The following is a 13,759-nucleotide window of genomic DNA, read 5'->3' as shown; positions in this document are numbered from 1 at the left end:
GGGTCAGGAAGCCGCGGCGAGGACCTCATCGAGCAGGGTCTCGGCCTTGCCGTCATCGGTGCCTTCGGCCAGCGCGAGCTCACCGACCAGGATCTGCCGAGCCTTGGCGAGCATGCGCTTCTCACCCGCGGAGAGGCCGCGGTCCTGCTCCCGGCGCCACAGGTCGCGGACGACCTCGGCCACCTTGTTCACATCGCCGGAGGCGAGTTTCTCCAGGTTGGCCTTGTAGCGGCGAGACCAGTTGGTCGGCTCCTCCGTGTGTGGCGCCCGCAGAACCTGGAAGACCCGATCGAGACCCTCCTGGCCGACGACGTCACGCACGCCGACGTATTCGGCGTTCTCCGCGGGAACCCGAACAGTCAGATCGCCTTGGGCGACCTTCAGGACCAGATACTCTTTTTGCTCACCCTTGATGGTGCGAGTCTCGATTGCTTCGATCAGCGCCGCTCCGTGGTGGGGGTAAACGACGGTGTCTCCGACCTTAAAAATCATGTGTCCCGTGCCCCTTTCGATGTTCACAGTTTAACATGCGACTCGATAACGGCGCGATCAACTGTGCAGGTCAGGGCCACAACGAGGCGACCGCGGGGCTTGACAGAAGCCGGGCTGTGTGCATTACGTTGTGCCAGAACGGGTTATCTCCCGGCTCGGTCGGCCCCGCTGTCCCGCCCGCGGCCCGGCACCGTCTCCGCAACCTCCGAAGCTCGACCGAACTGTTACCCGCGCGCGGGGGTGTCGACGCGGGCATGCCCGCGCCCGACCCGACACCGCTCCGGAGCGGACTCGCACGGCGCCGGGGCAAGTTAGCACAGCCCCCACGCCTGGACCGCCGAGGGAACTACTACGCTGCCTAGTTACTACGCTCCCGAGCGGAGCAGAGCCCGGTCGACATGGAGGGACAACCCGTGACTGCCCTGAAAGCTGTGACCGCCCCGAAGAGGGCGCGACGTCGCATGGTGACGGTTGCCGCACTCGCCGCAGGAGCGGCGATCGCGCTGTCCGGCTGCAGCGCGGGTCAGATCTCGCAGACCGCGGAGCAGGTCGCCGCCGTGAACGGCAACTCCGCCGACGTCGGCGACATCGCGCTGCGCAACGTGCACATCGTCTACCCGGCCGAGGGCACCGCGTACACCAACGCCAAGGGCGGCAAGGCGGTCATCGCCCTGTCCATCATCAACAACAGCGAGTCCGTCACCGACGAGCTGGCCAGCATCACCACCGACCTGGGCACCGTCAAGATCACCCCGGTCGCCGGGAAGTCCGGCGTCCAGCTCGCCCCGCAGCAGACCGTCGTCGCCGGTACCCACCCGGTCAAGCACGACGCGCCGACCACCACGACCGCGGCACCGACGACGACCGCGGCACCGACGACAACTGCGGCGCCGACCACCACGGCTGGAGCACCGACCACCACGGCCCGCACGACCGCGCCGACCACCACCGCGGCCGATTCGCACGGTGCCGACGACCACGGCACCCAGCCCGCCGCCGACCCCGAGGCCAACCCGATCCTCATCGAGATCACCGGCCTGACCAAGGACATCACCCCCGGCCTGACCTACAACGTCTCGTTCAACTTCAAGCAGAACGGCACGGTCCAGGTTCAGGTCCCGGTCGACGCGGGACTGCACACCGAGCGGCACGAGTCCGACAAGTCCGGCCCGGCCGAAGGCGAACACAAGGGCGGTCACTGAGCTGTGTCTGATTTGCAGCGCCTGCGGCGCTGCGTGTTCGCGGCCCCTCTGTGGCCCTCGTTAGAGCGGGCGAGACTCGCGCCTGCGGCGCATGCGCTTCGCCCGCTCTAACGCGAACCGGGCCGCGAACGGGGAATGCTCGGTCTCGCTTCGCTCGAAATCGGGGGTTGGTCCGGTGTAGTTGCGTCGGGTAGCACTCGCTGGCGTGTCGGCAGTGCATTCGATATCCGAGTTAGCTGTGGACAGCTGTGGCGCCATTCAGCACGGATTGCAGCTATAGAGCGTCTGTTTGCATCCGAAGCGCAATACGCAGCGCCGCGGGAACTGGGGAATCCGGCCCTGTCGGTGTTGGTGCGTAAGGTGCCCGTGTGGCAAAGACCAAGCCGATCTTCCGGTGTTCCGCCTGTTCGCACGAAGTCGCCAAATGGGTGGGCAAGTGTCCCGAGTGCGGGGCTTGGGGCACCGTCGACGAGGTCACCGTCGGAGCGGGTGCGGTCGGGGCTCCTGGGCGCAAGGCGATGTTGCCCAGTACCGCGGCAGCGCCGATCTCCCAGATCGACGCCAAGGTCACCAAGGCCAGGCCGACCGGAGTCAGCGAGCTGGACCGGGTGCTCGGTGGCGGCGTGGTGCCCGGTTCGGTGGTGCTGCTGTCCGGCGAGCCAGGGGTGGGCAAGTCGACGCTGCTACTCGAGGTCGCCCATCGGTGGGCCAGGGAGCGCGACGAGAAATCGCTCTATGTCACGGCGGAGGAGTCGGCGGGGCAGGTCCGGCTGCGTGCCGATCGCACCGGCGCGGTGCACGAGCGGGTCTATCTGGCGTCGGAATCGGATCTGTCGATCCTGCTCGGGCACGTCGAGCAGGTGCGCCCGACGCTGCTCGTGGTCGACTCCGTGCAGACCATGCTCGCTCCGGACGCCGACGGCGTGATCGGCGGCGTCACCCAGGTGCGCGCGGTGACCGCCGCGCTGACGTCGCTGGCCAAGGCGAGCGGGATCGCGGTGCTGCTGGTCGGACACGTCACCAAGGACGGCAACGTGGCCGGTCCGCGCACGCTCGAACACCTTGTCGACGTGGTGTTGCAGTTCGAGGGCGACAAGAACTCAACGCTGCGCATGGTGCGCGGCATCAAGAACCGTTTCGGCAGCGCCGACGAGGTGGGCTGCTTCGAGCTGCACGAGGACGGTATCGCCGGTGTCGACGATCCGTCCGGCCTGTTCCTGCACCACCGGACCGATTCGGTGCCGGGCACCGCGGTGACCGTCGCGATGGACGGCAAACGACCCCTGGTCGGCGAGGTGCAGGGCCTCACCGTGAAGACCGAGATCCCGCAGCCGCGCCGCGCGGTGAGCGGGCTGGACTACAACCGGGTCGCCATGGTGCTGGCCGTCCTGCAGAGCCGCGGCCGGGTATTCCTCGGTAAAAGCGACGTCTACGCCGCGACGGTCGGCGGCATGCGCCTGGTCGAGCCCGCGGCCGACCTGGCCATCGCACTGGCCATCGCCAGCGCCGAAGCCGATGTGCCGATCCCTCCGGGCTGGGTGATCCTCGGCGAGGTCGGGCTGGCGGGGGAGGTCCGCAAGGTGACCGGCGTGAGCCGCAGACTGGCCGAAGCCCAACGCCTCGGCTTCACCACCGCCCTGATACCTCCCGGCCTGGCCCCGGTGAAAACCACCATGAAAATCCACGAGGTCACCGACCTCCGCTCCGCCATCCGCATAGCGGGCCTGCGCAAACTGCGCGCCGCCCCCGAAGAGGCAGCGAGCTAGTGCGCTCAACCCGGCTCGGATAGCAACACATAGGTCTCGCGTTAGCCACAAAACGCGACCACACCGGCCCGACCCCCGCTTTCGAGCGAAGCGAGACCGAGCGTTCCCCGTTCGCGGCCCGGCTCGCGTCCGAGTGGCCGCCGCGTCCGCGACGCAGTCGCAAGCGGCGGTCGCTCGGACGCGAGCCACTAGGGGGCCGCGAACACGCAGCGCCGCAGGCGCTGCAAAACAAGCACAGTCACGCGATGTTGAACGGCTCGGCCGCGCTGCGCACCGAACCCAGTTGCGCCACAACGTTGTACGCGCCGGGTGGCACCGGAACACGTTCGCCCGCACAGTTGGGCTGCGAGGTGGAGCCCGACCAGGTCACCGTGAACGCCGCCTGCTCACCGCGATTCATCGTGCGGACGTCGGGCTGGCCGTCCGGGTAGCAATCCGTGCTCGACCACAGCCGCCGCTGGCCGTCGAGCGTGTGCACCGACACTTGCTGCAGACCGGAGCCCATGTCGCGGGTGCAGGCCACCGACGAGATATTGGTGATGACGATCCCGAACACCGGCTGCTCGCCGGTCCGGTAAGTGGGCTGCTCGACGGTCACTTTGATCGCGAGCGACTGGTCAGGGCACGGGGCCGCCGCCACCACGCCGGCGGCGGCCGACGACTTCGGTACGCCGGAATCACCGGCGCCCGACGGTTTGGCCGCCCCCGTGTCGGCGGGCTTGGCCACGACCGAACTGGACCCGGCGACCTTGGTGTCGCCCGGCGAGTCACCGCCGCGCACGACCGCGAGCACGACCCACATCACCAGCGCCAGCGCGACCACCAGAATGCCGATGGCGAATGCGCGACGACGCCAGTAGATCTCCGGTGGCAGCGGTCCATTCGGTTCCAGCACGCCTCAACGGTAAGGGCACCATCGGGCACAGCGTCTCAGGGCCACGGCGTGTCGGCCGCCCGCCCCCGTTGGCGGCAGGTACATTCCGCCGGCACGCTGGGCAAACCTCGGGCGCGCCGCGGTTTCAGACCACCTCGCCGATGTTGCCGACGACCCGGTGCAATTGCACTTTGCCCTCGGCCAGCTTGTAGGTCACGCACGCGATCGCGCACTCGCCGGTCGCGACCCGCTGCGAGATGATCATCGACCGCTGCATGAGCAAGCGGCTGGTCTCCACCACGTGTCTGGCCTCCATCTCGTCGACGGTGGACAGACCTTCGCGGCGTCCGATCAGAATGGACGGTGTGACCCGCTCCACCACGCTGCGGATGAATCCGCCGGGGACCTCGCCGCCGTCGAGCGCGTCGATGGTCGCCTTCACCGCGCCGCAGCTGTCGTGGCCGAGCACTACGATGAGCGGCACGTTGAGCACCTGCACCCCGTACTCGATCGAGCCGAGTACCGAGCTGTCGACCACATGGCCCGCGGTGCGCACGACGAACATGTCGCCGAGGCCCTGGTCGAAGATCAACTCGGCCGCGACTCTGGAGTCGCCGCAGCCGAACAGGATCGCTTGCGGGTGCTGGCCGCTGACGAGCTTGGCCCGGTCCGCGGCACCCTGGCTAGGATGCAGCAGCGCACCGCTGACGAAGCGTTCGTTGCCTTCTCGCAGGGACTTCCAGGCACTGATCGGGTTGGAATCCGGCATACCGATCATTGTGCACGCCGGTTGTGTTACCAGCGAGTTTGGTCGGTTACAGGTGGGCAAATACCGCCTTGCGGCGATAGGACAGGGATAGTGAGGGCAGTGCGGAACGGCGCACCGAAGGGCATCGACGCGGACACGTTGCTGGACTGGTATCGAGCGACCGCGCGCGACCTGCCGTGGCGCAGGCCGGGCGTCACCGCGTGGCAGATCCTGATGAGCGAGATCATGCTGCAACAGACCCCGGTCGTGCGCGTGGAGCCGATCTGGCGCGAGTGGGTGGCGCGCTGGCCGGTTCCGTCGGCGATGGCGGCAGCCTCGCCGGCCGAAGTGCTGCGGGCTTGGGGAAGGCTCGGGTATCCGCGGCGCGCCCTGCGCCTGCACGAGTGCGCCGGAGTACTGGCGGCCGAGCACGGCGACGAGGTGCCCGCCGACGTGGAGGTGCTGCTCGGCCTGCCCGGCATCGGCGCCTACACCGCGCGTGCCGTCGCGTGTTTTGCCTACGGTCAGCGAGTCCCGGTGGTGGACACCAACGTCCGCCGCGTGGTTGCCAGAGCGGTGCACGGGCGCGCGGAAGCGGGCAATCCGTCCTCGCGCGATCTCTCCGAGACCGAAGCGCTGCTGCCACACCAGGTCGACCGCGCCGCCGTATTCTCCGCGGCTCTAATGGAACTCGGCGCGACCGTGTGTACCGCGCGCACCCCGGATTGCTCACGGTGTCCGCTGCCGAGCTGCGCGTGGGTCACCGCGGGACGGCCGGTGAGCGACCTGGTCCGCCGCACCCAGAAGTACGAGGGCACCGACCGCCAAGCCCGCGGTCGCCTGCTGGATGTCCTGCGCCACGCCAGCGGCCCGGTCGAGCGGGTACGCCTCGATCTGGCCTGGACCCGCGACCCAGGACAACGCGATCGGGCGCTCGACTCGCTTCTGGTGGACGGCCTGATCGAACAAACCGCCGATGGCTTGTTCGCGCTCGCGGGCGAGGGCGGCGGCCACGACGCGGAAATCCGTCCTTAGCCGCCGAGCACGCGCCGCAGGAAGCGCTCGACCTCCGCCCGGTAACGCTGTGGCTGGTCATCGTGCACGAGGTGCCCCGCGCCGGGGACCAAGACGTAGTCGGCTTCCGGATGTGCGGCGGCCATCCGCCGCATCTGTCCCGGTGGGGTGATGCTGTGCTCGCCCTCCAGCAGCAGGACAGGCACCTGCACGGCATGCCATTGCCGCCAGAAGTCGCGTGTGCCCCACTCCTCGGAGATGTCACGAAACGTGGTGACCGCGCCGTGCAGCCGGTATCCCTCCGGCCCGCGCTCGAATGCGTTCAGGAAGTACTGTCCGGCCACCGGTCCGAAGAAGGAAAGCACCGCCTCGGCGTCGGGAAACGGCTGCGGCCATGCCTCGATCATCGCGGCCCAGTGCGCGGCGGTGCGGCCGGTGAAGTCCGGGGCGATGTCCTCGATCACCAGCGCCCGTACCCGCTCGGGGTAGGTCGCGGCGAACACCCAACCGTGCAGCGCGCCCATCGAATGCCCGATCACCACCATGGGCTCGGTGATTCCGGCCGTGCTCGTGGCAACGTCGTCGACGAACGCCTCGGTCGTCAGTTCCGCCGGTGCGGGCCTGCCGTGCCCGGCGGCGTCGAAGGTGAAGATGTGGCCGTGTTCGCGCAGCCAGTCCAGCTGATTGCGCCACGTGCGCGCGCTGCCCATCAGTCCGTGCAGCAGCAGTATCGGCGCGCCTGCTCCGCCTTCGTCGTGCAACATCGGTTCGACAATACGAGGCACCGAGCACCTGCTCGGCGGCAACCGCTAGCTTGGACGCATGGCTGTTGTGAAGATCAACGCGATCGAGGTTCCCGAGGGCGCTGGCCCCGAGCTGGAGAAGCGGTTCGCCCACCGTGCGCACGCGGTCGAGAACTCACCCGGCTTCCTCGGCTTCCAGTTGCTGCGCCCGGTCGCCGGAGAGAGCCGGTACTTCGTTGTCACGCAGTGGGATTCGGAGGAATCCTTCGCCGCATGGCGGGACGGACCCGCGCGCGAGGCACACGCGGGCGAGCGCCAGAAGCCGGTCGCGACGGGCGCTTCGCTGCTCGAGTTCGAGGTCGTGCTCGACGTCGCCGGGAAGCCCGCGAACTGACCTCGGTGCCTATCGCCGGGCAGGCCTGCCTGCCCGGCGACTCGCCCGACGCCGTGGTACGCCCGTGCCGGACACAGTTGACGCCGGGTGCGTGCGGGTGTCACAGTTCGAAGGACAAACGCGAAGGTGATGCGGTAATTCCGGTGAGATTCCGGAGCGGTCGCGCCACTGTGTTCCATGCACCGAGTCCGGTGCCGGAAAGCCAGACACCGGCACCGTCGCGCCACCACCCGATGGGACGCGTATCCCAAGGAGGACTCGAATGGCCATCGCGCATTCACCCAGCCGGGCAACCGATTCCCTGGCCACCGTGCTCGTCACGGTCGGTGTCGTTCTTCTCGCACTGCTCACGCTCTACCTGGTCGGATTCGACCAGGGCGTCATCTCGCGCAGCGGGATGTACCTGCATGAGCTGATGCACGACGGACGCCACCTGCTGGGGCTTCCGTGCCACTGATCGGATCGCTCACCACACTGCTGCTTCGCGGCCTGCTGGCCGGCCTCATCGCCGGGCTGCTGGCCGCGACAGTCGGTTACTTCGTCGGCGAACCCAAGGTGGACGCCGCGATCGCCATCGAAGAAGCAAGTTCCGCCGCCGAGCACACGCACGGCGAGCACGCCGAGTCGCCGGCCGGGCATTCGCACGGGGACGAAGAAGAACCGCTGGTCAGCCGCACCGGCCAGAAGTTCGGGCAGTTCCTCGCGCTCGGGCTGGCCGGGGTCGCGCTCGGCGCCATCTACGCCTCGGTCGCGCATGTCGCGCGGCGCTACACCACATTGTCCGGGCCGCGGCTCGCATTGGTGCTGGGCGTAGCCGGCTGGGCCGCGATCGTCGCGGTGCCCTTCTTCAAGTACCCGGCCAATCCACCGGCGGTGGGTGATCCCGACACCATCAACGACCGCACCCTGCTGTGGCTGGCGGCGGTGCTGCTCGGCATCGTGGCGGTCGGTGCCGCGGTGGCGGTGTTCACCGTGTTGCGCGCACAGCTGTCCACGATCCGGCTGATCGGCGGTGTTGCCGCGTTCGTGTCGGTGACGGCGCTCGGCTACGTCCTGCTGCCCGGCGTGAACGAAGTGCAGGCGGATTTCCCGGCCAGCCTGCTGTGGGAGTTCCGAGTGGCGTCACTGGCCGAGACCGCGACGCTGTGGACGTGCCTGGCCCTGGGCTTCGCCGCGCTCACCGAATTCGCGACGCGTACCGATACCCCGGTACGAGTAACGGCCGCTACCGCGGACTGATTCGCGTCCAGAAGCGCTGAGGCAGTGTTCGGTCCTATGACCGGCACTGCCTTTTCGTCTTGGCCCGCCCACGTCTCCGCGCCACCATCCTCGGTTCGCGTCGCGTTCGTCGCGCTTGTCGTCGCTTTGCTGGCGGGCGTCGCCGAGGCGATCGTGCGAGCAGCACGCGCGCTCGACATCGACCCGGCGGGCTTGGTGGCCGGATTCGGCATGCGCGTGGCGATTTACCTGGTGGTGCTGGCTGTCGCGGTCCGTATGACCTCTGGCGACCGTTGGGCGCGCCTGCTGATCACGGTGGGCATCGGCGTGTTCGGCCTGCTTTCGCTGATCATCGGGCCGCTGGCGGCGGCCATGTCCGCAAAGGAATTGCGCGACCTGTTCACCGACGTCACCCCTGCATCCGTGTCGCTCGGTGTCTTTCGCGCAGTCCACATAGCCGCCGTGCTCATCGCGATTCCCGCGCTCTACACCCGCACCGCCCGCCGCTACTTTCGCAAGCATTGATTCTCCGCGCATCCGTCGCGCTCCACATCCCCGCCGCTGGCTCCGCGGTCGCCGAATTTTCACGCACCCGCCTCGTTCCCCGCACACGTCACCGCGGTGTGCGGGGAACAAAGCGGCCGCGCGAAACTACGCGAGGGCCGCGTCGAGGGTGATGTTGTCGACACCCGCCAGCGCTTTGCTGACCGGGCAGCCCGCCTTGGCGGCCTCAGCGGCGGCCTGGAAGGCGTCGGCGTCGATGCCGGAGACGCGACCGCGGACGGTCAGCTTGATGCCGGTGATCCGGAAGCCGCCCGCCGGGTCGGGGCCGAGGGTCACGTCGGCGGTGACGTCCAGGCTCTCCGGCGTGCCGCCCGCGTTGCCGATCTGCGCCGAGAGCGCCATCGCGTAGCAGGAGGAGTGCGCGGCCGCGATCAGTTCCTCCGGGCTGGTGGTGCCGTCGGCCTCCTCGGCGGAACGCTTCGGAAACGACACGTCGTACTTGCCGACCCCCGAACTGGTCAGCTCGACCTGTCCCGAACCCTCCTGCAGGGTTCCGGTCCAGGCAGTACGCGCGGTACGTGTGGGCATCACGGTCCTTTCGCCGATGATCGTTTGACGATTCAGCACGAACCTACCCCGGCCGCCCGGCCCCGGCCCACCAGTTCGCGGATCATGTTCGCACTATCGTCTTGCCCGCACTCGCGTTGCGGTGGCCACACCCGTAAAACCAGGCGCCCCAAGTCGTTCGGCGTACATCACTCCGGGTTCGTGATCCTGGCCAGCACAATGCCGCCCAGAATCAGCGTGAGCGCGAGGATGCGGCCCGCGCTGAGCGGGTCCTTGTTGACGACGATGCCGAGGGTGATCGCGCCGAGTGCTCCGATGCCGGTGAAGACCGCGTAGGCGGTGCCTACCGGTAGCGTCTGCATGGCTCGGGACAGCAGGTACACCGCGGTGGTGCCGAGCGCGAAACAGATCAGCGTCGGCACGAGTCTGGTGAAGTTCTCGGTCGGTTTGATGCTCTGCGACCAGACGATCTCCACCAACCCGGCGATGCCCAGGACTACCCAGTTCATCTCAGTACCCCGCGGCCAGATCGCGCGCGGTCACCAGCGCGCGGGCGTAGGACTTGTCGTGCTCGGCGCGCCGATTCGCCAGGGCCGGGTCCTGGCGGGAATTGGCCAGTTCCGCATGGACAAAGACCGTGTCGGAGACGGCGAAATGTCCTGCGAAGAAATCGCGCAGAAAACCTTCCTGATAGTCATAGGCCGCCTTGGGCGCGCCGGGCGAGTAAGCGCCGCCGCGTGCCGTCGTCACGACGAACCGCCGGTGTCCCAACGACATTCGCGGAAAGGTCACCTGATCCAACCACGCTTTGAGCGAGGCCGGGATCGAGTAGTTGTACATCGGCGTCCCGATCAGGACCACGTCGGCCGCGAGCAGTTCCGTGAGCAGGGGCGCCACGATTTCCCACGCGGCAGCCTGCTCGGCGGTGCGGACAAGTTCGCCGAGCCGCTCCGGATCCGTGTGCGGCAGGGCCAGCACCGCGTCACACAATTCGGTCCACGCTGCTCCGATGAAGGGCACCGGGTCGGCCGCGAGATCCCTGTAGCGGTAGTCGCCCTCGGGATGCCGTGCACGCCAGGCATCGGCGAACGCGGCGCTCAACTCCCGGCTGATCGACTGCCGCCGCGCGCTGGCATCCAGATGCAACAAGGTGGTCATCATCCAACCTCCAACTAACTGGACATATCGTCCACTTCGAGTCGGAACCACGCTAGCCTTAACTGGACACATTGTCCAGTTGCTCCGTCATCGGCTAGAGTCACGACATGGAACCCCGCGCCGACCTGCTCACCAGCACCGACCGGGCGGTGACACCGCCCGAACGCGCGGACGCGGCGCGCAACCGGGCCAAGGTCCTGATGGCGGCGGCAGAACTGTTCGCCACCCGGGATCCCCGCACGGTGACGATGGATGACATCGCAAAGGCGGCCGGTGTCGGTCGCGGCACCCTGTATCGGCGCTATCCGGACATCAATTCGATCGCGGTAGCCCTGCTCGACGAACACGAGCGCACCCTGCAAGAGAAATTGCTCTCCGGTCCACCGCCGCTCGGCCCCGGAGCCGGACCCGGACAACGGCTGGCCGCGTTCTACGCCGCGATGGTCGAATTGCTGGATGCGCACGCACATTTGGTGCTCGGCGCCGAAATCGGCGGCGCCCGCTTCGCTACCGGCGCGTACGGATTCTGGTACGCGCACGTGCGAGCACTATTGGTGTCGGCAGGAATTCGCGAGCCGGACGCGATGGTCGATCCGCTTCTCGCGCCACTGGCCGCGGAGGTCTATCGGCGGCAACGCGAGCGCGGACTCACGTCTGCGCAGATCACCGACGCCCTGCGAACAATCGCGGAAACCCTTCTCGGCGACAAGTAACGGCGAACCGAGGTATACGCCAGGTAGTCGACCGGTAGCGGCACTCGAGCGTTGTGCTCGACCTCGGTTTATGCTGGTCGCCGGTGAGCGAACCAGTGTGGTGTGCCCAGAACTGACCTACGGCCGCTCGAACTCCCCCTCGGCGGCACCGGCCAGGAACGCATCCCACTCGCCGGGGGTGAACACCAGCGCAGGCCCACTCGGATTCTTGGAGTCGCGAACACCGACCGTGCCGCCGTCGAGATGCGCCACCTCTACGCAGTCGTTGCCCCCGCCGCTATGGCTCGACTTGAACCACCGCGCGCCGGAAAGATCAGACTTCACTGCTCGTACACCCCGTCGGCGGCACCGGCCAGGAGCGCATCCCACTCACCGGGCGTGAACACCAGCGCTAGCCCGCTCGGATTCTTGGAGTCGCGAACACCGACCATGCCGCCGTCGAGCCAGGCGACCTCTACGCACTCGTTGCCCCCGCCGCTGTGGCTACTCTTGAACCACCGAGCGCCGGAAAGATCAGCCTTCACCGCTCGAACTCCCCATCAGCGGCACCGGCCAGAAATGCATCCCACTCGCCAGGGGTGAACACCAGCGCAGGCCCGCTCGGATTCTTGGAGTCGCGAACACCGACCATGCCGCCGTCGAGATGCGCCACCTCTACGCACTCGTTGCCCCCGCCGCTGTGGCTACTCTTGAACCACCGAGCGCCGGAAAGATCAGCCTTCACCGCTCGAACTCCCCATCAGCGGCACCGGCCAGAAATGCATCCCACTCGCCAGGGGTGAACACCAGCGCAGGCCCGCTCGGATTCTTGGAGTCGCGAACACCGACCATGCCGCCGTCGAGATGCGCCACCTCTACGCAGTCGTTGCCCCCACTGCTGTGGCTCGACTTGAACCACCGAGCGCCGGAAAGATCAGCCTTCACTGCTCGTACTCCCTAGCTATTCGCCGAAGCATCTGTTTGCTGTCTGCCATGGGCAACGCTACCCGCTTGCGCGCCTCATGCGCGTCTCGGTACTAGGAGACGGTCTCGGGGCGGTCGTAATACATGTTTCCGGTGTAATTCTCCACGTAGACCGTGGGTGGCTCACCCGTCGCCCGGTCGAAGTCCAACACGGTGAACGGCCCCGGCGCGACACCCCCCGGATAACCGCGTGAGAAGGGCAGGATGCTGACCGTGACGTTCTCGGGCAGGTCCGCGAGATGACACAATGCGCCTGCCATGACACCCGGGTCGCCGACCGCACGGCGGAGCACGTTCTCATCGAGCAGCAGGTCCACTTCGACCGGATTGCGCCGCCGGGTGATGATCCGCTGTCGGTTCAGCCGGACGCGCACGCGCTGGTCGAGGTCGTCGGATGAGGCATCCGGGAAGTACAGCGTGTCCAATTCCCGTGCGTAGGCAGGCGTTTGGAACAGTCCGGAGATGATGTCCGGCCGGTACACGGTGAGCTTCGACGCCGATGCCTCCAGGCTCACGTACAGCTCGAAGTCGGCCCGGATGGCATGGCCGTCCTCGTACCACCACAAGCCGTCCTCGCCGTCCCCGCTCGCAGCCACCTTCGCCAGCTCGAGTAGCCCGGGCAGCTGGTCCATCCGGTCGTAGATCTGGCACAGCGCCTGGATGTCGAGCAGCCGGATGCGGTTGGCCTCGCCCTTCTCCAGGCGTTGCAGGGTGCCCGCTCCCCGTTCGATCAGCCGGGCGGCGTCCTGGATCGACAGTCCCGCCTCGAGCCGCATGTCGCGGAGACGTCGGCCGAGCTGGCGGCGCGGGATCGTGCTCGGAATCTTCCCCATTCGTCCCCCTCGTCGTGGGTGGCACCTGGTCGATTTCGTGGGTGGCCGGTCACCTGGTGCTGGATTGCATTGTGCACGCATCGCGAACGGGTTGCTGGAGAAACGGGCGAATCTGTATGGGTCGTCCAAATGGACTGTCCACCTGGGTGTTCCGGGTATCTACTTGGCCCGCACCCGGAACCGGGAAAGCCCGTGGCATCTGCCCTGTGCCAGTGGGACATCCGGCACGGTCGAAGAGCGACTGTTGCTGGGTGGTGCGGTCCAGCCTCGGTTCCGGGTGCTCACCAACGGAAGGCGGGTGCGCGAAGGATGAACGAATTGCCGCGTCGGGTGGTACGGGTCGACTTCGGCCGGGAATCGAAGCGCTACCCCGCACTGGTCTACACCGCGCCCCCGGATGTCATCGCGCGCTTCCTCACGGCACTGAAGAACTGGAACCCGGATTACACCGTCGAGGTCGAGTCGGTCGATGATCCCGAGGGCAACGTGCCACCCCTGCCGCATTGGCGACTCTGGGCATGGGACTGACCAGGCAGAGCGGGGGTCACGGTGATCGTCAACAGAGAATTC

At 67.6% G+C, this 13,759-nt stretch carries 21 protein-coding genes; 9 read left to right on the top strand and 12 right to left on the bottom strand.

Going from position 1 to position 13,759, the window contains the following annotated elements; genetic code table 11:
- Window positions 1-3: 3 nt before the first annotated feature.
- Window positions 4-492, bottom strand: a complete 489-nt coding sequence (carD, locus tag ACWPXK_RS04860) for an RNA polymerase-binding transcription factor CarD (RefSeq protein WP_011206964.1) — start codon at window positions 490-492, stop codon at window positions 4-6.
- A gap of 431 nt (window positions 493-923) precedes the next feature.
- Between carD and ACWPXK_RS04855 the strand changes: the two genes are divergently transcribed.
- Both ACWPXK_RS04855 and radA read left to right on the top strand, forming a co-directional pair.
- Entirely contained in the window at window positions 924-1,694 is a 771-nt protein-coding gene (locus ACWPXK_RS04855) for a hypothetical protein (protein WP_454194767.1), read from the top strand.
- A gap of 368 nt (window positions 1,695-2,062) precedes the next feature.
- Entirely contained in the window at window positions 2,063-3,460 is a 1,398-nt protein-coding gene (radA, locus tag ACWPXK_RS04850) for a DNA repair protein RadA (RefSeq protein WP_454194766.1), read from the top strand.
- Between the two features lie 238 nt (window positions 3,461-3,698).
- On the opposite strand, the gene ACWPXK_RS04845 is transcribed toward radA, so the two are convergent.
- Both ACWPXK_RS04845 and ACWPXK_RS04840 read right to left on the bottom strand, forming a co-directional pair.
- A complete protein-coding gene (locus ACWPXK_RS04845) occupies window positions 3,699-4,355 on the bottom strand; it encodes a hypothetical protein (RefSeq protein WP_454194765.1) in 657 nt (218 codons plus the stop codon).
- A gap of 124 nt (window positions 4,356-4,479) precedes the next feature.
- Window positions 4,480-5,103 (bottom strand): carbonic anhydrase, encoded by a 624-nt coding sequence (locus tag ACWPXK_RS04840; protein ID WP_454194764.1) that lies wholly within the window; start codon window positions 5,101-5,103, stop codon window positions 4,480-4,482.
- A 99-nt stretch (window positions 5,104-5,202) separates the two neighbouring features.
- Here ACWPXK_RS04840 and ACWPXK_RS04835 point away from each other — a divergent pair, with 99 nt between their 5' ends.
- A complete protein-coding gene (locus tag ACWPXK_RS04835) occupies window positions 5,203-6,117 on the top strand; it encodes an A/G-specific adenine glycosylase (RefSeq protein ID WP_454194763.1) in 915 nt (304 codons plus the stop codon).
- Here ACWPXK_RS04835 and ACWPXK_RS04830 read toward each other — a convergent pair.
- Window positions 6,114-6,860, bottom strand: a complete 747-nt coding sequence (locus tag ACWPXK_RS04830) for an alpha/beta fold hydrolase (RefSeq protein ID WP_454194762.1) — start codon at window positions 6,858-6,860, stop codon at window positions 6,114-6,116. The genes ACWPXK_RS04835 and ACWPXK_RS04830 overlap by 4 nt on opposite strands.
- A gap of 58 nt (window positions 6,861-6,918) precedes the next feature.
- On the opposite strand from ACWPXK_RS04830, the gene mhuD reads away from it, so the two are divergent.
- From mhuD to ACWPXK_RS04810, 4 genes are all read left to right on the top strand, one after another.
- Complete coding sequence (gene mhuD / locus ACWPXK_RS04825; RefSeq protein ID WP_454194761.1) at window positions 6,919-7,233, top strand: mycobilin-forming heme oxygenase MhuD; 315 nt, start codon at window positions 6,919-6,921, stop codon at window positions 7,231-7,233.
- A 262-nt stretch (window positions 7,234-7,495) separates the two neighbouring features.
- Window positions 7,496-7,690, top strand: coding sequence for a CbtB domain-containing protein (locus ACWPXK_RS04820; RefSeq protein ID WP_039794710.1), 195 nt, complete (start codon window positions 7,496-7,498; stop codon window positions 7,688-7,690).
- Window positions 7,681-8,472 (top strand): CbtA family protein, encoded by a 792-nt coding sequence (locus ACWPXK_RS04815; RefSeq protein ID WP_454194760.1) that lies wholly within the window; start codon window positions 7,681-7,683, stop codon window positions 8,470-8,472. Before ACWPXK_RS04820 ends, ACWPXK_RS04815 begins: the two co-directional genes overlap by 10 nt.
- Before the next feature lie 36 nt (window positions 8,473-8,508).
- Window positions 8,509-8,976: a hypothetical protein gene (locus ACWPXK_RS04810; RefSeq protein WP_454194759.1), complete on the top strand. Its 468-nt coding sequence runs from the start codon at window positions 8,509-8,511 to the stop codon at window positions 8,974-8,976.
- Window positions 8,977-9,102: 126 nt separating this feature from the next.
- On the opposite strand, the gene ACWPXK_RS04805 is transcribed toward ACWPXK_RS04810, so the two are convergent.
- From ACWPXK_RS04805 to ACWPXK_RS04795, 3 genes are all read right to left on the bottom strand, one after another.
- Entirely contained in the window at window positions 9,103-9,543 is a 441-nt protein-coding gene (locus ACWPXK_RS04805; RefSeq protein WP_040773273.1) for an OsmC family peroxiredoxin, read from the bottom strand.
- 167 nt (window positions 9,544-9,710) lie between these two features.
- Window positions 9,711-10,031, bottom strand: a complete 321-nt coding sequence (locus ACWPXK_RS04800; RefSeq protein WP_454194758.1) for a DMT family transporter — start codon at window positions 10,029-10,031, stop codon at window positions 9,711-9,713.
- Window position 10,032: 1 nt separating this feature from the next.
- A complete protein-coding gene (locus ACWPXK_RS04795) occupies window positions 10,033-10,680 on the bottom strand; it encodes an FMN-dependent NADH-azoreductase (RefSeq protein ID WP_454194757.1) in 648 nt (215 codons plus the stop codon).
- 107 nt (window positions 10,681-10,787) lie between these two features.
- On the opposite strand from ACWPXK_RS04795, the gene ACWPXK_RS04790 reads away from it, so the two are divergent.
- Window positions 10,788-11,393 carry a TetR/AcrR family transcriptional regulator gene (locus ACWPXK_RS04790; RefSeq protein ID WP_454194756.1) on the top strand — a complete coding sequence of 202 codons (606 nt, stop codon included), beginning with the start codon at window positions 10,788-10,790 and terminating at the stop codon, window positions 11,391-11,393.
- A 117-nt stretch (window positions 11,394-11,510) separates the two neighbouring features.
- Here ACWPXK_RS04790 and ACWPXK_RS04785 read toward each other — a convergent pair whose 3' ends face one another.
- The 5 genes from ACWPXK_RS04785 to ACWPXK_RS04765 form a co-directional block, all read right to left on the bottom strand.
- Window positions 11,511-11,717 carry a DUF397 domain-containing protein gene (locus ACWPXK_RS04785; RefSeq protein ID WP_454194755.1) on the bottom strand — a complete coding sequence of 69 codons (207 nt, stop codon included), beginning with the start codon at window positions 11,715-11,717 and terminating at the stop codon, window positions 11,511-11,513.
- Entirely contained in the window at window positions 11,714-11,917 is a 204-nt protein-coding gene (locus tag ACWPXK_RS04780; RefSeq protein WP_454194754.1) for a DUF397 domain-containing protein, read from the bottom strand. Before ACWPXK_RS04780 ends, ACWPXK_RS04785 begins: the two co-directional genes overlap by 4 nt.
- Entirely contained in the window at window positions 11,914-12,117 is a 204-nt protein-coding gene (locus ACWPXK_RS04775) for a DUF397 domain-containing protein (protein ID WP_454194753.1), read from the bottom strand. Before ACWPXK_RS04775 ends, ACWPXK_RS04780 begins: the two co-directional genes overlap by 4 nt.
- A complete protein-coding gene (locus ACWPXK_RS04770; protein ID WP_454194752.1) occupies window positions 12,114-12,317 on the bottom strand; it encodes a DUF397 domain-containing protein in 204 nt (67 codons plus the stop codon). The genes ACWPXK_RS04775 and ACWPXK_RS04770 overlap by 4 nt, the downstream gene beginning before the upstream one ends.
- A 92-nt stretch (window positions 12,318-12,409) precedes the next feature.
- Window positions 12,410-13,189, bottom strand: coding sequence for a helix-turn-helix domain-containing protein (locus ACWPXK_RS04765; RefSeq protein WP_454194751.1), 780 nt, complete (start codon window positions 13,187-13,189; stop codon window positions 12,410-12,412).
- A 309-nt stretch (window positions 13,190-13,498) separates the two neighbouring features.
- Between ACWPXK_RS04765 and ACWPXK_RS04760 the strand changes: the two genes are divergently transcribed.
- Complete coding sequence (locus ACWPXK_RS04760; RefSeq protein WP_454194750.1) at window positions 13,499-13,717, top strand: hypothetical protein; 219 nt, start codon at window positions 13,499-13,501, stop codon at window positions 13,715-13,717.
- Window positions 13,718-13,759 lie beyond the last annotated feature (42 nt).

It is taken from the genome of Nocardia sp. Marseille-Q1738 (assembly GCF_965283145.1).
The sequence above is the reverse complement of the archived record's forward strand: the minus strand, read 5'-3'. Positions and strand labels throughout refer to the sequence as shown.